The organism is Paenibacillus sp. JT22N12, from assembly GCF_056269365.1.
The window spans coordinates 350,101-369,633 of the sequence record NZ_JBWDNU010000004.1; the positions used below are offsets into that span (position 1 = coordinate 350,101).

Below are 19,533 nucleotides of genomic sequence, written 5' to 3' on the forward strand. Positions count from 1 at the left end.
GGCGATGAGTGGATTGTATGATACGATAAACCAAGGTGATGAATAATGAAAAAGATATTGTACATAGAGGATGATCCGGAAATCGGAAGCTGGGTTGTGGAAGAGCTGGAGCAAAGGGGATTTGCAGTGAAATGGCTCATGTCGGGCGAAGGGGCGGACAAGGAAGGCCGCAACCATGATCTTGTTATCCTCGACGTCATGCTTCCCGGCCTGGACGGCTTCACGGTTGGACAGCGCCTCAAAAAAGAATCTCCCCAATTACCCGTATTCATGCTGTCCGCACGATCGGCTGTAGACGACAAGCTTCAGGGCCTGCAGTTTGCGGACGATTATCTGACCAAACCGTTTCATCCCGACGAGCTGGCTGCGAGAGTGGAGGTTTTGTTGAGGAGGTCGGGTTCGGTACCTTCGAATACGGTCATGCTTGGTCATATTCGCGTCAACCTGTCCGAGAACACGGTCAGGGACGACCGGACGGGAGAGGAAATCAAGCTGACAGGCAAACAGTATCAAATATTGATGTATTTCCTGCGCCACCCGAATCAGATTCTGATGAAAGAACAAATCTATGAAGCGGTTTGGGGCGAGCCCTATATCGAAGGGGATAAAACATTATTGGTCCATATCCGGCATCTTCGGGAAAAATTGGAACTGAATCCGGGCTCCCCCGAAATTGTGGAGACAATCCGCGGCCTGGGTTACAGGGTAAAGCAATGAAACCGAAAAAATCGCTATTGAATCCCTATTTATTGATTAATTTTTTGACGGTGACGCTTTTGCCAATCCTGATCCTGGTAGTGTCCGTTGGTGTTTTTCCAAACTTCAGCGAATACAATCCTTATCTTAATTATATGATCGCAATCGTAACGATCCTGGGTGTCTTTATTCTGATCTCCTGGCTGTTTTTCTACAAAATAAGAAAAAGACTGATGCATCTGCAGGAAGCGATGGCCAAGCCGGCCGGCAATGGGATTCCTCTTCCAATCCGCATTGACAAGAGAGACGAGATTGGCCAGCTGGGGGATTCCTTCAACAAAATGGTTCATGAGCTTGAAATCAGCCGTCAGCGCGAAAAAGAGGAAGAAGCGCTTAGACGGCAGCTGATTTCCAATCTGTCCCATGATTTAAGAACGCCTCTAACTGCGATCAGGGGTCACGCCTATCGGTTGAAGAAAGAATCCTTAAGTCCGAAGGGCCGGGAGTCGCTGGACGCCATCGATCATAAAATCAGTCATCTCGGGCAATTGCTCGAAAATCTTCTCTCCTATACATTGCTGACATCGGGAAAGTATCCGTACCGCCCGGTGAAGACAGATATGATCCGCCTGCTGAAGGCCTCCTTTACCGGCTGGTACCCCGCTTTTGAGAATATGGGCTTCTGCATTGAATTGAAATGGCCGGAAACCGCTTTTCACTGGGAAATCGACCCCCAATGGATGGAACGAATACTGGACAACCTTTACCAGAATATTAACCTTCATGCCAAACAGGGAAAATATATCGGGATAAGCGCAGATGCACAGCTGGAACGGATTATCATTGAAGACCGCGGACCGGGGATGCACGTTGAATCAGCTGCCGGCGGAGCCGGGATCGGTCTGTCGATAGCGGGTCTCATGCTACAGGAAATGCAGCTTCATTGGGGAATTGAAACTAATGAGCACGGAACGAAAATATGGATCAAAAAATGAATGCAGGAGCAAACAGGGGCTGAAGCGGGTTTCAGCCTCTTTTTTGTGCGCAGATAGAGCGGAGAAAATTAACCCAAATTTAAACGCGCCGCCCCTGGTTCTTAACCTTGACAAGCTAATATGAAGGCCGGGGTGAGGATCAGGAGTGGAATGATCGAAACCATCAATAAGAGAGGAGATGCCGTCAGAGTGAGCGACTACGTTCTGAGAACGAATCAGCTGTCCAAGGAATACGGGGGTCATAACGCGCTGGACCATGTCGATCTTTCCATCCGCCGAGGCAGCATTTACGGTTTTATCGGGCAAAATGGAGCGGGCAAATCGACGCTTATGCGGATTGTAACCGGACTCGCCTTCCCGACAAGCGGCTCGATCGAGCTGTTCGGGAAAAGCGGAGCGCAGGAGATCATGGGGGCCAGATCGCGCATAGGCACAACCATTGAAAGCCCGGCCTTGTTCCCGTTCATGACCGCTTACGAGAACATGGAAGTACAGCGGCTGCAAAAGGGAATCAGGGATAAGGAAGCCATTGAGGAAACCCTTGCGATGGTCGGGCTGCAGGAGACCGGCAGGAAGCTGGCGGGAGATTTCTCCCTGGGAATGAAACAGCGGCTTGACCTTGCCATCGCACTGCTGGGACAACCGGAATTTCTTATTCTCGATGAGCCCACGAACGGGTTGGATCCGATGAGCGTCGTAGAGCTAAGGGGGCTGTTAAAGAGGCTGAACCGTGAGAGCGGGATAACTATCCTGATTTCCAGCCACATTTTAAGCGAGCTTCATCTGCTGGCCACGCATTATGGAATCATTCATCAAGGAGAACTGCTGGAGCAGCTGACATTGAAAGAGCTGAGCGGGAAGTGCCGGCAGTATCTGCATATCAAAGTGGACGATTCCGGGCGGGCTGCCGAGGTGATGGGGCGGGAGCTTGAGGGTGCCGAATTCGAAGTGATGCCGGATGGCATCATCCGGCTGTTCAACCCTGTCGAGCATCCGGGCAAAATCTCATCCATGCTGGCAGCCTCAGGTCTCGAAATCGAGCAGTTTACGCCGATGGGCGAGCATCTGGAAAGCTATTTTGTCCAGCGGATCGCCAGGTGCGGGGCATGAGCCATTTGATAGCGTCGGAGTGGTACAAGCTGAGGAAGAACGGCCTGTTCCGTATCATCTGCTTTTTTATGGTTGCGGCGGCGGTCATTTTTCCGTTGTTTACTTATTGGAGTTATCCGAAGGACGGGGGATCGGGCATCACGCTCACCGGAATCGAAATGTATGTGAACGCGATGATGATGAATCAATTTTTTCTTAAAATTTCGCTGGGCCTTCTGGCCGGGTTTTTCATTTCCAGCGAATATTCCTCCGGCGTGTTAAAGAGAACCGTATCTGCCGGGAACAGCAGAAGGCAGGTTTATGTTTCGAAGCTTATGATTTACTCGCTTGGTGTGGGCCTGACCTCCCTGCTGGCTCCTGTCCTCAGCGTCGTCATCGAAATTCTGATGAGCGAAGCCGGCCTGCTGTCCGGATTCGGGCAGCCCACGGGAATTTCCACGATAGCGTATGTGCTCAGAACGCTGGGGTTCACCGTCCTGTTTGCCGCCGCTTTCGCATCCATCGCCGCATTTGCCGCCGTTGTCCTGGCTGACAACGGCAAAACAATCGGCTTTTCCATCCTGTTTTTCCTTTTCGTCGATCAGATTCTCCATTCTTTGGGTAATTACGTGCCTCTCTTCAAGATGGTGTATGATTACTCGCTTTTCAAGCTGTTCACGACGACGATCGAATTCAGAATGGATAACAGCGATCTGTTCCTGTCTATCGTCATGCCGGCCGCAACATTCGCGGTCTTTGCGTTATGGGGGATCTATATTTTCCGCCGGAAAGAAATTCAATGACGGCAAGTCCAGCTCGTGCAAAGGGGTGATATCGTGAAAAACAGCATATATATTATAGTCGGAGTCATTGTAGTGGCGATTGTGCTGCTCATGTTTCTGATGCCGGCCCCGAATAACTAAGACAGATGGACGCAGTTGGATAAAACAAGCAGGCAGCCGGGAGTTTTCCTTGGGCTGCCTGCTGCTGCATGGAGCAGTTCACAAGAATATCCGGATTGCCTGCGTAATCCGAGGGTTTATTTGGTAAGATGAAGAAAGAATCACCAACACGATAAACAGGATGTGCTCATAGATGGATATATCGTCGCTGCTTACGGAGGACAATCTGCATGATCTAATGGAGCGGTACCGGTCATTCGGGCCGCTTCCGGGCATCCTCCTGACGTTTCTGAAATCCTTCATCCCTCCGCTCCCGACGCTGGTTATCGTGGGAGTCAACGCTGCCGTATACGGCTTGTGGCTTGGTTTCTTCTATTCCTGGCTGGGCCTCATGCTGGGCTGCACGGCGACCTTCCTGATTGTCAGAAGAATTGCCCGCCACCCTTACATGCAGCGTTTTGCGGATAAGCCCAAAGTAAAACGCAGCATGGAATGGGCCCGCCGCAATGCGTTCAGCTATGTGATGCTGCTCAGCCTGTTTCCGGTAGGCCCGTTTGTTGTGATCAACATTGCTGCCGCCTTGGCCGGAATGCGCCTGCGGTCGTTTGCGGCGGCGCTTGCAATCGGTAAAGCCATTATGGTGTTCGCCGTTTCCTATATCGGCTACGACCTGTCCCGTTATGCGGAGCATCCGGTTCAAGTGCTGTATGTGGTTGTGTTCCTTGCGGCTTCCATCTTCGTAAGCAAGAAAATTGAGGCCTTCTTCGCACGCAATGCCGCAAAACAGACAGACCCGGACCAATAGGGAGGCCGCCGATTGCTTGCTTCCTTCCTGCTCCATGAGGTTAGTAGTAAGTAGCTCATCCGAAGGAGGCGGTGAAATCATGAAGAGACCCGTACCGCGATCAAGAATGAGACTGGCGGCAGGACGAACCTATTTTATGTGGAAAAGGTATCTGCAGTGGGTGCTGGACCGCACAGCGTTCGCCAGGACATTTTCGGAGATGGATTTGGCGCACAGCATTTTTCGGCACGAAACGCCAACCCTGCGGGAGCTGAGGGATGTCGACATGTGGCTGCAGCATAACAAGGAAACGAATTTGCAATTGGCTGCAAAGCGGCTGAACGGGCTGATTCTCCGTCCCGGCGAGACGATGTCTTACTGGCGGCTGATTGGCAGCCCCAGCAAGCGCAAGGGCTATAAGCCGGGAATGGTGCTGTTCTACGGCGGTTTCAAACCGGGCATCGGCGGCGGCTTATGCCAGCTCTCCAATCTGATCTACTGGATGACGCTGCATACACCGCTGTCCGTCATTGAACGTCACCGCCACAGCTACGATGTGTTCCCGGATTCCAACCGGACGCAGCCGTTCGGAAGCGGCGCAACCTGCGCTTATAATTATCTGGATCTGATGATTCATAATCCGACGGAATCTTCGTATCAGCTTAAGGTTGAGGTTAGAGACCATCAATTAAAGGGCGAATGGCGCGGGACGGCGCAGCAGGTGTACACCTATGAGGTATACGAGAAGGATCACCGGATTACACAGGAATTCTGGGGCAGCTACGTCAGACATAATGTGCTTCACCGGCGGGTTTGCCGGCTCGATGGGGAGCCGCATGGCGATGAATATATTACGGAAAATCATGCACTCATGATGTATTCGCCGCTTTTGGAGCAATCTAACAGAAGCGAACATGAATAATTACGTTTAAGGGGGATTCCGGAAGTGACGAGGCAAAGCGAAACCGAACCATCCATGCAGGTTAGTACGGTTGTGATTGAGAAGATCCATCTGGTCGGTCTGCTGAGTCGGGACGGGCTGAAGAAGGAGCCGGAGCTGCGCGGGGAATTGAGTGCGAGGGCGGCCGAGATTGCAAACCGAACCGGGGAAGACCAGTATCTGGTCATTATCCCCGGGGGGCTGCTCGCAGCCGTGCCTGTGACGAGCATCGCGGATGTTCCTGATGGAATGATGGGCTATACCCTCATGGGGGATGAGTATGTATCGTTCAGTTTTGAAGCCGGCCAGGCCGCGGCATTTTGGGATTTTTTCGGCAAACCGGAGAATCTTGCACGCTATCATCTGGATACTGAAAAGCCGCGTTTTGAAATAATGAGGGAGGCACTGCAGCTCTCGGGCAGGACAGAGGTCTATTTTCCGTTGAAGGAGCGGGATGTGAAGGTGGTGGTGCTGCCGGAGCTGAAGCTGATCGGTATTCGTGTGGCGGCCGCAGATGCCACGGGATACGCGGAGCAAATTCCGCCGGCCTTTGAACGGCTGCGGGCACGGCGGGAGGAGATTGCCGGCAGAGTGGAGCCGGAGAAGCTGTACGGCGCGTTTTATGTCAGCAGCGAAACAGAGCGGGAGGAAGGCTACTGGGCCTGCACGGAGGTGGAGGATATTTTGTCTGTTCCAGAAGGAATGGAAGCAATGAAAGTGCCGCCGCAATCGTATGCGGTTACGGATCACCGGGGACAAATCAGTCAAATATTTCAAACCTATGAGCAGCTGCATAAGTGGATTGCGGACAAGGGCTATGAGCGCGTCCTACATGCCTGGCATCTGGAGCAGTATGAAGCTGCCGGCAGGGGGGCAGTGATCGTTCATTTGCATGATACGATTACCGTAGATTAAGGGGGGAAACCATGATTCGACTTGGAGGATCCATACCTGGAGCTGACGGAGATCCGCAGCAGCTGGCCAGGGCTTATCGTGAATTCGGCTATCGCGCCGCGATTTGTCCGGAGGTTGAGGGGAGCGATTCGGCAGGCATCCGCAGCATACGGGATGCCTTCGCCGGGGAGGACGTCCTGATCGCGGAGGTCGGCTGCTGGTCCAATCTCGTAGACTCGGAGGAGGCCCGGAGGAGGCGCAACCTTAATTTTGCTTATGAGCGCTTGAATTTGGCGGAAGAGGTCGGCGCGCTGTGCTGCATTACATATATCGGCTCCGCCGCTGCGAATACGCAGTATGACCCGCACCCGTTCAATCTGTCGCCGGAAGGCTTCGAGCTGGCGGTTGATACCGTCCGCGGCGTGATCGATACGGTGAAGCCGAAGAGAGCCAGGTTTGCGCTGGAATTTATGCAGTGGGTGCTGCCGGATAGTCCGGAGGCCTGCCTCGATCTGATCAAGGCTGTGGACCGGCCGCAGTTTGCCGCGCATCTGGACCCCGTCAATATCATTCTGACGCCGCGTCAATATTTCAATAACGGAGAATTGATCAAACGCTGCTTCAAGCTGCTGAGCCCTTATATCGTGAGCTGTCATGCCAAAGACATCAAGCTGGGCAACAAGCTGTCTTTGCACCTTGATGAGACGCTGCCGGGAACGGGGAACCTGGATTACGGAACATATCTGCGCGAGCTGAACAAGCTGCCGGGCGAAATCCCGCTGCTGCTCGAGCATCTCCACACCGTTGAGGAGTACGCGCAGGCGCGGGATCATTTGACTGCCGTCGGCAGGGAGGAAGGCATCCTCTTCTACGGAACGGAGCAATAGAGTCCGCCAGTCTGCGGGAGCTTGAAGCTGTGGAGGAACATGAAAAGGGTTTATGGCTGCCGGCAGACAATAATCTGCAGCGTCCATAAACCCTTTTTTTAAAAATATAAGCAAGTATAAACTCCCCCATACTTTGCTTATATTTCTAAGGGAAGAAACTCCCTCTGCCGCCAAAAGGACGGGACAACCGTTTCTTCTTGAAATATGAGCACGTATAAACTCCTCCATACTTTGCTTATATTTCTAAGGGAAGAAACCCCCTCTGACGCCAAAAGGACGGGACAGCCGTTTCTTCTAAAAATACCGGCAAAGTATAAATTTTATCCTGTTCTTTCCGATATTTCAGAGAGAATAGCTTTTTTTTGGGAGCCGCCAGGGGACGATCTCAACCGTTTCTTCCTGCTGCTTGTGCAGCAGTTCGCCTGTCACGCGGCTGATTTTCCCTGCTTGGGTCGCTTCAGCACTCCGCTTTGGTCATTTCATTGGTGAAAATCCGTTTATACTCCTGCGGTCTCAGCTTGACCGCCGATTCCGGGGCATAATGGAACTGAAGCGCGCGGCGGCGTTTGTCCGAGAAGTTGTACGGCGTTCCGTGATAGGTCAGACCGTGGAAGAACAGAATGCCGCCTGGCTTCAGAGGTACGGCAGCATCCCGGTCCACAGGGACATTGGTATCGCAGATCTGCCAGTCGCGGACGGCGTAATGAGGCGTCGCGCCGATCATATGGGAGCGGGGGATCACATGCATGCAGCCGTTATCAATTCCCGCCTCGTCCAAGGCAATCCACACGCCGATCACCGGCTTGTCGAAGGCCAGCGGACCGTAAGCCATGTCCTGGTGCCAGGGCTTCTCGCCGCCGCCGTGCGGAGGCTTGAGCAGAGCCATATCCTGGGCCAGCTTCGATGCTTCTCCCAGCAGCTGCTCAATGATGGCAAGAATACCTGAATGCCCGGCCAGGACGCGCAGCCGCGGCTCCACATCGACAAAGTTGTGGACCTTGCGGACGGCAAGCTCCATCTCCTCTCCGGGTGCAAGCTCGCTCCGCGGTTTGACGAATTCCACTTGCGCACCCGTGTCGGGATCGCCGATAATATCCGAGATTGCCTGCACAGCGGATTGAATTTCCGCATCCGACAGCATGTTCTCAATGGCCAGGAAGCCCTGCTCGTAGAACTGTCTGATATGCTCTCCGGTGAATTCAGCTCCTGAGGCCAGCGGAGTGTGTACAGTCTTGATCGGATACAGCCGTTCATTGATTTCCTGCGGATTGACGGCAACTTTTCTCATCTGCTTCAACTCCCGTTTCGTGGTTGGTTTCTATCTCCAATTTAACCGATCAGGGGGCGGATCCAAATGGCGGAAAAGGCTTTATTTTTGTAGGAAACGGCATAAGGGCAAGAAATGGGGGAAAAGTGATGGAGCCTGGTATGGAGGATATAGGAAGCTGGCATTTCAACAATGCGGGCGCTTGCGGCAAAGCGGTATGCGAACCGGAGTGGCGTTGGGACCCTCCTGCCCCCATGGAGGATTATGACATTTGGTACGTGATGGAAGGGCAGGGAATGATCCAGATCAACGGAACGGCTTATCCCGTCAGCCGGGGCACCTTTGTGCTCCTCTATCCGGGGGACGTCATCCAGGCCCGCCACGAGCCGGATGACCGGTTGACGGTCATTTATGTTCACTTTCAGTTTGAACCGGAAGGAGGGCTTGCGCCCGGACAATCCGGGCTGCCTCGCTATTTGTGTCTGGAGGACCCGCAGTGGCTGGAAATGTATCTGCTGCGGGTGCTGGAGGTGGATCGCTGGGAGAGCAAATGGAAGGAAGAAGAGTTTGACCTGCTGCTCAGGCTGATCATGATCCGTCTTATACGCGAGACGGAGCTGCAGGAGCAGGAAACGCCTGTCTCCCGAATGAACCGTCAGCGGATACAGAAGGTGACCGATTACATGCGCCAGCATATGCGCGAGCGGCTGACACCCGGGCAAATAGGCGATGTCTTCGAATGCTCCCCCCGTTATTTAAGCAGGCTGTTCAAGCAGTATACGGGAATTTCGCTGAAGGAGACTATCACCAGGATCCGTATGGAGCGGGCGACGGTGCTGCTGGCCGAAACCTCGATGACCATCACGCAAATAGCGGAAGCCGTCGGATATTCGGAGCTTTTTTATTTCTCGAAGCTCTTCAAGCATATCCACGGTGTCTCCCCGCAGCATTTCCGCTACAAGGGTGTGCTGTCTGAGAAGCATACTGTATCCCGCGAGCCGGATAAGAGCTGAATCAGCCGTGAGCGGCCTGTTTAATTATGGTATAATAAGGAATAATTTTGCGAATTTGAGGTGTTATTTTGTCAAAGATTGTAAAAGTAATAATATTTGCCCTGCTGGCTGTTACCGTGCTGGGCTCTCTGCCGCTGCTTGCGGAGCGCTGGAAGGCTGAGCATAACGACCGCCGGCTGGAGATAGCCGTCCCCGGAGCCTGGGTTCTGGGAGCTGAGGGACAAGCGGACGGGCCGAAGGCGAAGCGCTGGAAACAGGCGGGAGCAACGACCGTTATGCTGGATACAGCTTTGCTGCCGGGGAAACAGGCAAGCCCGGATAGACAGCTGCCTGAGTCGTATCGCGCTGCGGCAGCTGCGCTGCGTCAGGAGGGCCTGCAGGTTACCGCTTATGTCCGTGCGGTGGCTGTTCCTGAGGATGAGGCGCGAATAAAGGAGCTGTTCCGCGAGCTCGCGGATGTCGGAATTGACCGCGTCCAGTTCGCGGGAATGGAGATTCCGGGCTACCCGGACAAGCTGGGGCCGCTTGCCGGGAGCATTGTGGACAACGGGCTCCATTCCGTTCTGGTGAAAAGCCAGAGAGGGGCGCTTGAGCTCTCGCGGCAAAGCGGTTATCTGTCAATCCGCAGTTTGTTCTTCGACATGCCGAAGCTTGCGTCAATGCCGGTCAGAGAAGCTGCCGACGCTTTTGAGCTTGGCGTCCGTGAACGGGGAATCCGCCTTATTACATATATGCCTGAATCGCCAGGCAGTCTGCAAGATAATGGGGGAGAAGCCTCCGGTACTTATCAGGACCATGTTCAAAGCATCATAGAGACGCTGCGGGCAGAGCTCGGTCCCGAATTTGCTTTTGGCGGGGCAAAGCCGATTACCGGTCATATGGAAGCTCCCGGCAAGCTGCCGCGAGCCATTCCGGTTATCGGAATAGGAGCCCTGTTCCTGCTTTTGGGCAGCTGCCTGTTCGGCGCTTTAACGCGGACACTGCAGAGAGCTGTCGTGTTCGTCGTGGCCGCGGCGACTTTGCTTCTATTGGCGGCATGGTTATTCGCGCCTGCGCCTTGGGATGGCCGGATAGAGAGCGTCATCGCCTTGTGGGGCGCCGTATCGGCGCCATCGGCTGCGGTATTGTGGCTTCGCGGAAGATTGCGAAGCTTCCATCACGCTTCGGCTGCAGATCGGCAGCGGGGAGAGCGGCCGCAAAGTCCGATCGTTTCGGCGATTGCGTCATATATCGGTGCTTTGGCCATCACACTGGCCGGCATCGTCTACGTAACTGCGCTTCTAAGCGATATCTCCTATCTGGCGTATGTCGATCTGTTCCGCGGCGTCAAACTGCTGTATATCGGACCGATTGCGCTTATATCGGCCTGTCTGCTGGTCGATGGCGGCTGGCGTGGCATATGGCCCAAACGTACTTCCACAGCTCTGAAGGGTGGCGGCTCCTTGAAGCCACGCAGATTATGGCTTGGCGGAGCCGCCGTGCTTGCCGCCGCGGTGCTGCTGGTCTTCCTGCTTGCCCGCACCGGCAACAGCGATCTGGTGCTTCCCTTTGAAGCGGAGCTGCGCCAGCAGCTGACAGACTGGTTCGGCATCCGTCCGCGGACGAAGGAATGGCTGATCGGCCATCCGCTGCTCATGGCTGCCGCATGCCTGCTCGCCTATCGGAACAGGGGCGCAATTGTCCTTCCGGTGGCGGCGATCGGCCTCTGCTCCATGATGAATACCTTCACGCATATTCATTCCCCGCTTGCGGTTTCCCTGACCCGTTCATGGACAGGGGCATTGATCGGAGGAATACTCGGACTTGTAGTCTACATTGCAATGTTCAGCAGGAGTGCGCAACAACATAGATCCAAGAAAGCTGCGTTGGAGGGAAACAAACTGTGATTGTAACAGATACAAAGCGCCGTAAACGGCCGGTTTGGCTGTGGATTCTGTGCGGGCTTGTCATGCTGATGCAGCTGGCGATGTTCGGATATGTAGGCTATAACCAATACCGGGTTGTAGATAAGAAGGACTGGACAATCCGCACCAGCCTGAGCGATTACCCGCTTGCCAAGGCAGAGCCGGTCGAAGGTATTTATCTGGGCGGCTATGTGCTGCAGAACCCCGCCATCGAATTCAGCATGAAGACGTTTAACGAACGGACAGGCCGCCCCCACGCGAGCTTTTTCAAATATGTCGGATACGGCCAGCCGTTCCCGGCCAAATGGGTGGAGCAGGTGAAATCCATCGGCGCTGTGCCGCATATTGCATTCGAGCCCAATGACGGGCTTGATGAGGTGCTCGATGATGCCTATTTGCAGGGCTTTGCCGATGAAGCCGGCAAGGCCGGCGTGCCCATATTCATGCGGTTCGCCTCGGAGATGAACGGGACGTGGACGGCCTACAGCGGTGATCCGCAGAAATATATGGAGAAGTGGAAGCTGGTGCAGGGTATATTCAAGGAAAGGGCGCCCAACATTGTCATGGTCTGGGCCGTCCTGTCGGTCCCCGAGGAAACGATAGAGAGCTTCTACCCGGGAGACGACTATGTCGATTGGGTCGGAGTTAATATTTATAGCGTTAAATACCATAACGACAGCCGGCTTCATTCTTCTGACTTTGAGGATCCGCTCGATCTCCTCAATTTCGTCTATAACCGCTTCAGCCGCACCAAGCCGATAATGGTCTCGGAATACGGGGCGACGCATTATTCGGTTACCGACGAGAAGACTGACCTCGCGTTCGCTGCGGGTAAGATCAGCCGCTTCTACCGCGAACTGCCGGACAAGTACCCCCGCGTAAAGGCGGTCTTCTACTTCGATGTCAACAATACAGCCGAATACAACGCCGATCGGCGGATTAACGATTATTCGGTGACGACGGAGAAGGATGTGCTTTCCGCATACAGCGGGACGATCACAGGTCCGAATTATTTAAGCAAGGTTGAACCGCATAGCATTCAGGGGACGAAGACAGAGCAGCTTTTCACTTACAGAGGGCTTATTTACAGTAAAGGCGATGAGGTATATGCCGACCAGACGTACTTTACGCGCACGCTTGGTCTTCGTCTTGAGCAGGATGGCGCCGCGGTCAAGGTCAGCAAAGGAGAGCAGTCCGTACAGGTCCGCTCCGGCAAGAAACGGATCTGGGCAGGCTATCATTATATGAATTATCTTCCCCGCTACCGCTCCATGGTGATGCTCCCGCTGAAGCAGACGCTTGAGCCTCTCGGGTACAAGATTGGAGTCAGCGGCCTGGATGTGACCGTGAAAGAAGCGTCAGGGGACTCCGGCAGCGCGCCATAACCAAATAAAAGACAGCAGACAGGGAATGAACGCACTGGTTCAAGGCTCTGTCTGTTTTTTTGAAATTCCAGAACGTATAAAATAAGTTTTCCTTACTCGATGTTTCTGAGAGAGGCACTGGTTTTACCGTCAATGGTCGTCTTCCGCCGTTTCTTATTAAGGTGGGAAATGATCTCAAGCCGTGTTCCGGTTCACCCCGTTCCCCTAACGGGTATAGGATGCATAAACGGGATATTCTGAAATGGGGAAGCGCTATGGATTATACGTATATTGCGGTCAAATTGGTCACTGCATTTGTTGGATTATGGATCATGACCAAGCTGCTGGGGAAGAAGGAAATTTCACAGCTGACGCCTTTTGACTTTATCTCGTCCCTGATGTTGAGCGAGCTTGTCGGGAACACCATTTATGACAGGGAAGTCCGCTATGGGGAGCTGCTGTTCGCACTTGCCCTATGGATGGTATTATCGCTAGCGCTGGAAAAAGTCGCGGAGATCTTCCCGCAGCTGGCCACAACTTTGAGCGGCAGACCGGATATTATTATACGGGATGGAAAAATTGACGAGAAGGCCATGAAGCGCAATAATCTGGATATGCACCAGGTCGGAATGCTGCTGCGGGAGCAGGAGGTATTCAGCCTGCGGGATGTGGCCTATGCGATCTTCGAAACCAACGGCAATTTGAGCGTGCTCAAATCGTCTGCTGCGGAGAATATCACACGCAAGGATCTTAAGCTTCCTGTGGAACCTGTATATCTGAGCCGCATCCTCATTGATAAGGGCTTTGTCGAGAAGGATGAGCTTCATGCGATCGGCCGCGACGAAGCCTGGCTGCTTGGGGAGCTGCAGGCCCAAGGCATAACCAGACTTGCGGACGTCATCTATGCGGAATGGTCGGAGGACAGCGGCTTGTACGTACAGCGAAGATAAAGATCAGTTCTGCGGTTCTTCGAGATTGAACAGGCTGGAAGCGTCGAGATCGACCTTGGGATAAGACAGCTTCAGGTCGTGCACCGCTTTGACGATAATTTTCAGCACCAGATAGTCGCGGAACCAGCGGTTGTTGGCGGGCACGATATGCCAGGGACAGTCCTTCGTGCCGGTTGCGGCGAAGGCATCCTCGTAAGCCTGCTGGTAGTCATTCCAATACCGGCGTTCTTCCAGATCGGTCGGATCGAACTTCCACAGCTTTTCGGGATTTTCCAGCCGGTCTTTAATCTTGTTCAACTGAAAATCACGGGAAATATGCAGAAAAATTTTGATTACGGCAATTCCGCTGCCCTGCAGAAGCTTCTCGAAGTGGCGGATATGCTTCAGTCTGGACTTGACCTCTCTCTCGTCAATCAATCCGTGGACGCGGGTAATCAGCACATCCTCATAGTACGAACGGTTAAATGAAGTCAGGTAGCCTTTGGCCGGAGTAACCTTGTGTGTGCGCCAGAGAAAATCATGCGCCGCCTCGTCGGTAGTCGGCTTCTTGAAGCTTTCCGCCCGAAATCCCTGGGGATTCAGGTTCGCCAGCACCTTCTTGATAACCCCGTCTTTCCCGCTGCAGTCCATGCCCTGGAATAATACCAGCACGCCGTTTGTTTTGCTTGCGAACAGCTTTTCCTGCTCGTCCTGAAGCTCTTCCTTCAGACGCTCGAATTCTTCCCTGATATCATCTTTACTGCCGATCGACGCGGTGTCTTCGGGATCGAAGCTGCTCAGCCTGACCGTCTCCCGCTTGTTTAACCGATAGTGATTCAGCATGGTATGAAACGCTCCTTTGCTTACAAACAGGTATGGAATGCATTTACCTCAATGGGAACGGTTGAATCACGATTCTAAAGAGGAACAGCCTGTCTAAATATGGGCTCTCCTCTTATTATAGTTCAGTTTTAAATAATTATGGATTATAATGATGGCAAATAATTGAATCGAGAGGGTGGTGCCCCAAATGGAACAATTGCGATTTCCGATCGGAGCGTTCAAGCGTGAGGACGCGCTGGATGAAGTGCGGCGGGCAAGCCTGATCGGCGTGCTGGCACAAGCGCCGGCTTTACTGGGACAGGCCGTATCGGGACTGACGGAGCAGCAGCTGGATACTCCCTATCGGCCAGATGGCTGGACAGTAAGACAGGTGGTCCATCATTTGGCGGATGCGGGTATGAACGGCTATATCCGCACCAAGCTGCTGCTTACTGAAGACCAGCCCATGGTGAAGACGTTTGACGAACAGAGCTGGGCGGAGCTGCCGGATGCGAAGAGCGTGCCGATTGAGCTGTCTCTGACGCTGCACGACCGGCTGCACCGCCGCTGGGTGATGCTGCTGAAGTCGACGCCTGCCGGAAGCTATGCGCGCCAATACAATCATCCTGAGAACGGTCTGTGGTCATTGGATGAAGCACTGTCTTTCTTTGCCTGGCACAACCGTCACCATATCGCGCATATTACCTCGCTGCGTCAGCAGAAGGGCTGGTAAGCAAGGAATGTACCGGAACTCAATTTAATCGACAAACGGAGGTAGATGACGACAGCAGCAAAAGATCATGAACAAGCTGGAGCAGATAGGAACGGAGCAAACCAAACAGACCCTGTATCTGTTAACATGGAGAGTGACTAACCTGTCACAAGAGAGCAAGGTGAGCATTTGACAAGCATAGTGGTGCGTGAAGTGAAGGATTTGAACGAATATGATTTGTCTTCTATGCTTCAGGAGAGTATGAAGGAAGGGTTCCGGCATGTGAGCCGGCTGCTGCAGGATTACGCGGACGGAAGCAACCGTTTCGACCGGGAGGGCGAAGCCCTATTTGCAGCTCTTCATAATGGAAGCGTTATCGGAGTCGGCGGCTTGAATCTGCTTGCGGCAGAGCAGGGAGGCTCAAGCCGGGTCGGCCGCGTGCGTCGGGTTTATGTCCTGCAAAGAGCAAGAAGACTCGGGGCCGGCAAGCTGCTGATGGAGGCGATAATGGAGCATGCCCGCCCCTATGTTTCGGTGCTGGCTCTGCGGACGGAAAATCCGGCCGCGGACCTGTTTTACCAGGCTCTTGGTTTTGTGCCCGCCCCCGGAAAAGAGACTGTTACGCATCAGCTGCTGTTATAGAAAAGGAGTATTGCGGTGACAATTAAACCCAAAGTTTTTATCGGTTCCTCACGGGAAGCGATGGCTTATGTGAATGCCATTCACGATCAATTATCATTCAGCGCAGAAGTCACCCCGTGGCATGCCGGCGTGTTTCGGGGGAATGACTACCCTATGGAAGCGCTCGAGAGACAGCTGGAATCCAATGATTTTGCCGTATTTGTATTATCCCCCGATGACGTCATCCGAATGCGGGGGAAAACCTATTTTATTGCACGGGACAATACGATGTTCGAAATGGGGTTGTTCTGGGGCAAGCTCCGGCGGGGGCGCGTGTTCTTCATGATTCCGGATCAGGTTCAAACCGGCAGGGACGGCCAGGAAGTGGATCAGTATCATCTGGCAAGCGATCTGGAAGGCCTGACGGTGCTGAAATACGAGGCTCACCGGACGGACGCCAACCGCATCGCAGCAGTCAACCAGGCATGTTCGTTCCTGATAGGCCGCATTCATGAGCTTGGGTTCTTCCTGACACCGGATAAAGAATTGGAATCAGCTCATCTGGAGTTAGCTCTTCTTCGCTCCGTCGTTCATTTCTACCGGGATTTCAACAAGGGAATTCTGGAAAGGGACAGGCATGAGAACGAGCTTATCGATGCCGTCCGCAATGCCTACGAAGCAAGCTGCATCCACTATAAAGTAAAAGGCGCCGCCCTCTGGGAAGCAAGCTCTGATGAAATCCGGCAAATTGCGGGTAATGTAGGTAAAGAGCGCATATACTCCATTCAGGCCAATAATAAGCTGGGAGCAGGAGAACCGCGCAAGCTCGTGGTGGATGCCTACCTGAACAGCAAAATTGAGTTCATCCAGATCGGTCAGGATGTTGTAAACGAATATTTGCTGTGCTATCCTATTAGCAGTTCGCATGTCATCAGCATTCACATCACGGGGCATTCACCGGTTAGTCCCGATGATTTTGAACGGTTGTTTCAACAGAATCAGGGACTTATGGGAATCATACATCATTTATTCGGAGGGGATTGGGCATGAACAGATCATTCGACCGCAAGCATGGCGCGAAAGGCATACCTGTTTATACCGTCCATGGATCCAATGCGCCGCTCAGGCGGGAGAAGCAGGCTGTCGGCTCTGTTCCGACTACGGATGGCGATAAGGAAGGCATCGTCGTTTTTTCCAGAAAAGCCGTCTACATGAAACCTTCCTTTCTATAACCAATAAGGCTCCTTCCAGTTCGCATGAAGGGTTTTATTGACAAGACAATCGCTCCTTCAGGTTTACCTGAAGAATTTTACTCTTTCGCCGACAATGCTCCCTCCGGTTTTCCGGAGGGATATTTTTTTATTGACCCGGTTCTATTCGCCGCAGGTTTGGAATAAGATTAGCAGGTATGGCAAATATTACAATGTTACAATTTTGTAGCAAGTTGACCATTGGATTGAAAGCGTTCTCTCTATCCCCTATACTTAGCCTAGATATTGATTTCACTATTTTAAGATTAGGGAGGGCGGAAAGTGGTTAAAGAATGGGTAACCATAAGTGTTATTGCGTTTGGTGTAATTATCGCCGTTATCGGCGTGGTTGCCTATCTGCGTATGTACAAAAAAATCGCCTGGACGTCCTCTCCTCCGCCGGAGCAGTCCCAGCAGACGATTGAGACTGTAAATGATTCAACCGCCCGGCCCGAGTCGGGTCAAGCCCCCTTAAAGGATGAGCACAATACGCCTTAAACAAGAATAAATTAAAGAAATGCCTCATGCAGATTAAAAATTCTTAACAGAAATTGTATATACTGTTCGCTTTCCATACGAATTCAGAACTGTTATAATTAACTGATAAATCAATCTTTTTCAGTCTATGTGCTCGCCTCAAATCAGCCGGATCGTTCGATACAGATGGGGTGCCAGCCGCACGGGTATTCCGTTGAACCGTGTGCGCTCTCGTACATGAAGTGTTAGGACCACCAACCGATGATAGGGAGGGGATTTCATGGCTAAACGCAGCCACAATGAAGTCAAAGAAAGCCTACAGGAACTGACGAGGATTTTTCAACCCAAGGATTCACGAAAATTTGTAAAGGATTATATCCGCAAGTATCGGATCATGGGCGGATACGAGGACGAGCTGACTATGGTGGTCGATCATGAGATGGGAAGGCTTCGGTCTTCAGTTAGCTAAAATAGGTCAACTATCTGCCTTGCCCATATTTTTCGGGTCAAGGCTTTTTTGTGTTTATCGTGCAAGTTCTGGAAGTATCAAAATATATCAAAATAGCAAAAAATGAGGTGCAAGGCAGCCCGGACAGGGTAATAAAAAGATGGATAAGTACCAGGATCCGACATTTATTGCGAATTTACACCTGCTCAAACATTAAATGAATATAAATTCTTGTCTAATGATGTGAAATCTCCTGTCATTTGCGGTACTATTAAGATGGTTAATATAAACGGTGTTTCAACTTTGGAAGAGAACTAAGGAGGAGAAGTATGAGTAATTTTAAAAATTGGCTGAACAATTCCAAAAAAAACCTGGGCGATCAGGTGAAAAAATTCAAAAATAAGGATTTTATGGATGCGGTCGCGGCTGGCTGCGCCGTTGTAGCCTATGCGGATGGCAAAGTAGATGTGGAGGAAAAGAACAAAATGGCGGGGTATATCAATCTCAGCCAGGAATTGAAGGTTTTCAATATGGCTGATGTCATTGACCGTTTCAATTTCTATGTCAATAATTTTGAATTTTCCGCAGAGATCGGCAAGCAGGAAGCATTGAAGGCAATCGCCAAATTCAAAAGCAAGCCAGAGGTTGGACGCGTCATTGTTGGCGTATGCAGCGCAATCGGGGCGGCTGACGGCGATTTTGACCTCCAGGAGCAGGCGGTAGTGCGCGATATCTGCAACGTTCTGGGCCTCAGCCCAAGTGAATTCAGCCTGTAAATCATTAAACCCTTCAAATATATTAATTAATCTAATGAAACTCTTTATCCATGTGATGCGTACAGTCTAGTATCTTCATTTTTCTACATTATCTGATAGACTTCATCACAAATTTGGGAAGGAGGTGACGTAAGCAAATGGCTTCCATAAGTTTGGTTAAAGGCCAAAAGATTGACTTGACCAAAGGGAATTCCGGCCTGGCGAAGGTTGTTGTGGGACTGGGCTGGGATCCGGTGAAATCCAAAGGATTCTTCGGAGGCGCCAAGAAGAATGTCGACTGCGATGCATCGGCCATTCTCTTGAACAGCGAGGGCAAACTTGCGGACGATAATCAGGTTATCTGTTTTCATAATAAGAAAAGTCCTTGCGGCTCCGTGGTTCATTCGGGTGACAACATTACCGGTGAAGGCGACGGCGATGACGAACAGATTTTCATCGACCTGGCCAAGGTCCCCGCAGATGTGCATAAGGTGCTCGTTGTCGTCAATATTTACGATTGCGTGAACCGCAAGCAGGACTTCGGCATGATTCAATCCGCTTATATCCGCATTCTGGACGGATCCGGCAGCAACGAACTGACCAAGTTCAATCTTTCCGACAACTATGCCGGCTTAACGGCTTTGGTCTGCGGTGAGCTTTACCGTCACGGAACGGAATGGAAATTTGCCGCTATCGGCGAAGGTACCCACTCCCCTCATATCAACGACTTGGCTGCACGCTACAAGTAAATTGCTCGACCCTTATACTTAAAATGACGAAAGCG

The 19,533-nt window shown here is 52.2% G+C and carries 22 protein-coding genes; 20 read left to right on the forward strand and 2 right to left on the reverse strand.

Annotated elements, in window-relative coordinates; genetic code table 11:
• Nucleotides 1–42: 42 nt before the first annotated feature.
• From AC0YOA_RS17220 to AC0YOA_RS17255, 8 genes are all read left to right on the forward strand, one after another.
• Nucleotides 43–717 carry a response regulator transcription factor gene (locus AC0YOA_RS17220; RefSeq protein ID WP_475787971.1) on the forward strand — a complete coding sequence of 225 codons (675 nt, stop codon included), beginning with the start codon at nt 43–45 and terminating at the stop codon, nt 715–717.
• Nucleotides 714–1,691, forward strand: a complete 978-nt coding sequence (locus AC0YOA_RS17225) for a HAMP domain-containing sensor histidine kinase (protein WP_475787625.1) — start codon at nt 714–716, stop codon at nt 1,689–1,691. Before AC0YOA_RS17220 ends, AC0YOA_RS17225 begins: the two co-directional genes overlap by 4 nt.
• 189 nt (nt 1,692–1,880) lie before the next feature.
• Nucleotides 1,881–2,801, forward strand: a complete 921-nt coding sequence (locus AC0YOA_RS17230; RefSeq protein WP_475787626.1) for an ATP-binding cassette domain-containing protein — start codon at nt 1,881–1,883, stop codon at nt 2,799–2,801.
• On the forward strand, nt 2,798–3,583 hold the full coding sequence (locus AC0YOA_RS17235; protein ID WP_475787627.1) for an ABC transporter permease: 786 nt from the start codon (nt 2,798–2,800) through the stop codon (nt 3,581–3,583). Before AC0YOA_RS17230 ends, AC0YOA_RS17235 begins: the two co-directional genes overlap by 4 nt.
• Before the next feature lie 292 nt (nt 3,584–3,875).
• Nucleotides 3,876–4,487: a TVP38/TMEM64 family protein gene (locus AC0YOA_RS17240; RefSeq protein WP_475787628.1), complete on the forward strand. Its 612-nt coding sequence runs from the start codon at nt 3,876–3,878 to the stop codon at nt 4,485–4,487.
• A gap of 79 nt (nt 4,488–4,566) precedes the next feature.
• Nucleotides 4,567–5,388, forward strand: coding sequence for a VanW family protein (locus tag AC0YOA_RS17245; protein ID WP_475787629.1), 822 nt, complete (start codon nt 4,567–4,569; stop codon nt 5,386–5,388).
• Between the two features lie 24 nt (nt 5,389–5,412).
• Complete coding sequence (locus AC0YOA_RS17250) at nt 5,413–6,321, forward strand: effector binding domain-containing protein (protein ID WP_475787630.1); 909 nt, start codon at nt 5,413–5,415, stop codon at nt 6,319–6,321.
• Nucleotides 6,322–6,332: 11 nt separating this feature from the next.
• Complete coding sequence (locus AC0YOA_RS17255) at nt 6,333–7,187, forward strand: sugar phosphate isomerase/epimerase family protein (RefSeq protein ID WP_475787631.1); 855 nt, start codon at nt 6,333–6,335, stop codon at nt 7,185–7,187.
• Nucleotides 7,188–7,644: 457 nt separating this feature from the next.
• Here AC0YOA_RS17255 and AC0YOA_RS17260 read toward each other — a convergent pair whose 3' ends face one another.
• Nucleotides 7,645–8,475, reverse strand: coding sequence for a phytanoyl-CoA dioxygenase family protein (locus AC0YOA_RS17260; RefSeq protein ID WP_210043020.1), 831 nt, complete (start codon nt 8,473–8,475; stop codon nt 7,645–7,647).
• 128 nt (nt 8,476–8,603) lie between these two features.
• Here AC0YOA_RS17260 and AC0YOA_RS17265 point away from each other — a divergent pair, with 128 nt between their 5' ends.
• The 4 genes from AC0YOA_RS17265 (at nt 8,604) to AC0YOA_RS17280 (ending at nt 13,685) form a co-directional block, all read left to right on the forward strand.
• Nucleotides 8,604–9,467: a helix-turn-helix transcriptional regulator gene (locus AC0YOA_RS17265; protein WP_475787632.1), complete on the forward strand. Its 864-nt coding sequence runs from the start codon at nt 8,604–8,606 to the stop codon at nt 9,465–9,467.
• Between the two features lie 68 nt (nt 9,468–9,535).
• On the forward strand, nt 9,536–11,353 hold the full coding sequence (locus AC0YOA_RS17270; RefSeq protein WP_475787633.1) for a DUF5693 family protein: 1,818 nt from the start codon (nt 9,536–9,538) through the stop codon (nt 11,351–11,353).
• A complete protein-coding gene (locus AC0YOA_RS17275) occupies nt 11,350–12,756 on the forward strand; it encodes a glycoside hydrolase family 26 protein (protein ID WP_475787634.1) in 1,407 nt (468 codons plus the stop codon). Before AC0YOA_RS17270 ends, AC0YOA_RS17275 begins: the two co-directional genes overlap by 4 nt.
• 254 nt (nt 12,757–13,010) lie before the next feature.
• Complete coding sequence (locus AC0YOA_RS17280) at nt 13,011–13,685, forward strand: DUF421 domain-containing protein (protein WP_475787635.1); 675 nt, start codon at nt 13,011–13,013, stop codon at nt 13,683–13,685.
• Nucleotides 13,686–13,688: 3 nt separating this feature from the next.
• Here AC0YOA_RS17280 and AC0YOA_RS17285 read toward each other — a convergent pair whose 3' ends face one another.
• Nucleotides 13,689–14,507, reverse strand: coding sequence for a PPK2 family polyphosphate kinase (locus tag AC0YOA_RS17285; protein WP_475787636.1), 819 nt, complete (start codon nt 14,505–14,507; stop codon nt 13,689–13,691).
• 187 nt (nt 14,508–14,694) lie between these two features.
• On the opposite strand from AC0YOA_RS17285, the gene AC0YOA_RS17290 reads away from it, so the two are divergent.
• The 8 genes from AC0YOA_RS17290 to AC0YOA_RS17325 all read left to right on the forward strand — a co-directional run bounded on the left by AC0YOA_RS17290 (nt 14,695) and on the right by AC0YOA_RS17325 (nt 19,498).
• On the forward strand, nt 14,695–15,219 hold the full coding sequence (locus AC0YOA_RS17290; protein ID WP_475787637.1) for a YfiT family bacillithiol transferase: 525 nt from the start codon (nt 14,695–14,697) through the stop codon (nt 15,217–15,219).
• Between the two features lie 168 nt (nt 15,220–15,387).
• On the forward strand, nt 15,388–15,840 hold the full coding sequence (locus AC0YOA_RS17295) for a GNAT family N-acetyltransferase (RefSeq protein WP_475787638.1): 453 nt from the start codon (nt 15,388–15,390) through the stop codon (nt 15,838–15,840).
• Nucleotides 15,841–15,855: 15 nt separating this feature from the next.
• Nucleotides 15,856–16,869: a TIR domain-containing protein gene (locus tag AC0YOA_RS17300; RefSeq protein WP_475787639.1), complete on the forward strand. Its 1,014-nt coding sequence runs from the start codon at nt 15,856–15,858 to the stop codon at nt 16,867–16,869.
• Nucleotides 16,866–17,051 carry a hypothetical protein gene (locus AC0YOA_RS17305; RefSeq protein WP_475787640.1) on the forward strand — a complete coding sequence of 62 codons (186 nt, stop codon included), beginning with the start codon at nt 16,866–16,868 and terminating at the stop codon, nt 17,049–17,051. Before AC0YOA_RS17300 ends, AC0YOA_RS17305 begins: the two co-directional genes overlap by 4 nt.
• A 300-nt stretch (nt 17,052–17,351) precedes the next feature.
• On the forward strand, nt 17,352–17,567 hold the full coding sequence (locus tag AC0YOA_RS17310) for a hypothetical protein (RefSeq protein ID WP_475787641.1): 216 nt from the start codon (nt 17,352–17,354) through the stop codon (nt 17,565–17,567).
• A gap of 259 nt (nt 17,568–17,826) precedes the next feature.
• The gene (locus AC0YOA_RS17315; protein ID WP_210042986.1) at nt 17,827–18,015 is read left to right on the forward strand and encodes a hypothetical protein; all 189 of its coding nucleotides are present in this window, start codon (nt 17,827–17,829) and stop codon (nt 18,013–18,015) included.
• Between the two features lie 308 nt (nt 18,016–18,323).
• Nucleotides 18,324–18,770: a tellurite resistance TerB family protein gene (locus AC0YOA_RS17320; RefSeq protein ID WP_210042984.1), complete on the forward strand. Its 447-nt coding sequence runs from the start codon at nt 18,324–18,326 to the stop codon at nt 18,768–18,770.
• 137 nt (nt 18,771–18,907) lie between these two features.
• Nucleotides 18,908–19,498, forward strand: a complete 591-nt coding sequence (locus AC0YOA_RS17325) for a TerD family protein (protein ID WP_475769770.1) — start codon at nt 18,908–18,910, stop codon at nt 19,496–19,498.
• The last annotated feature ends 35 nt before the right edge of the window (nt 19,499–19,533 follow it).

Coding starts and splice junctions, on each gene's coding strand:
- AC0YOA_RS17255 (WP_475787631.1), top strand. CDS start 6,333: ATGATTCGACTTGGAGGATCCATACCTGGAGCTGACGGAGATCCGCAG.
- AC0YOA_RS17260 (WP_210043020.1), bottom strand. CDS start 8,475: ATGAGAAAAGTTGCCGTCAATCCGCAGGAAATCAATGAACGGCTGTAT.
- AC0YOA_RS17265 (WP_475787632.1), top strand. CDS start 8,604: ATGGAGCCTGGTATGGAGGATATAGGAAGCTGGCATTTCAACAATGCG.
- AC0YOA_RS17320 (WP_210042984.1), top strand. CDS start 18,324: ATGAGTAATTTTAAAAATTGGCTGAACAATTCCAAAAAAAACCTGGGC.
- AC0YOA_RS17280 (WP_475787635.1), top strand. CDS start 13,011: ATGGATTATACGTATATTGCGGTCAAATTGGTCACTGCATTTGTTGGA.
- AC0YOA_RS17235 (WP_475787627.1), top strand. CDS start 2,798: ATGAGCCATTTGATAGCGTCGGAGTGGTACAAGCTGAGGAAGAACGGC.
- AC0YOA_RS17245 (WP_475787629.1), top strand. CDS start 4,567: ATGAAGAGACCCGTACCGCGATCAAGAATGAGACTGGCGGCAGGACGA.
- AC0YOA_RS17285 (WP_475787636.1), bottom strand. CDS start 14,507: ATGCTGAATCACTATCGGTTAAACAAGCGGGAGACGGTCAGGCTGAGC.
- AC0YOA_RS17225 (WP_475787625.1), top strand. CDS start 714: ATGAAACCGAAAAAATCGCTATTGAATCCCTATTTATTGATTAATTTT.
- AC0YOA_RS17305 (WP_475787640.1), top strand. CDS start 16,866: ATGAACAGATCATTCGACCGCAAGCATGGCGCGAAAGGCATACCTGTT.
- AC0YOA_RS17290 (WP_475787637.1), top strand. CDS start 14,695: ATGGAACAATTGCGATTTCCGATCGGAGCGTTCAAGCGTGAGGACGCG.
- AC0YOA_RS17325 (WP_475769770.1), top strand. CDS start 18,908: ATGGCTTCCATAAGTTTGGTTAAAGGCCAAAAGATTGACTTGACCAAA.
- AC0YOA_RS17315 (WP_210042986.1), top strand. CDS start 17,827: ATGGCTAAACGCAGCCACAATGAAGTCAAAGAAAGCCTACAGGAACTG.
- AC0YOA_RS17240 (WP_475787628.1), top strand. CDS start 3,876: ATGGATATATCGTCGCTGCTTACGGAGGACAATCTGCATGATCTAATG.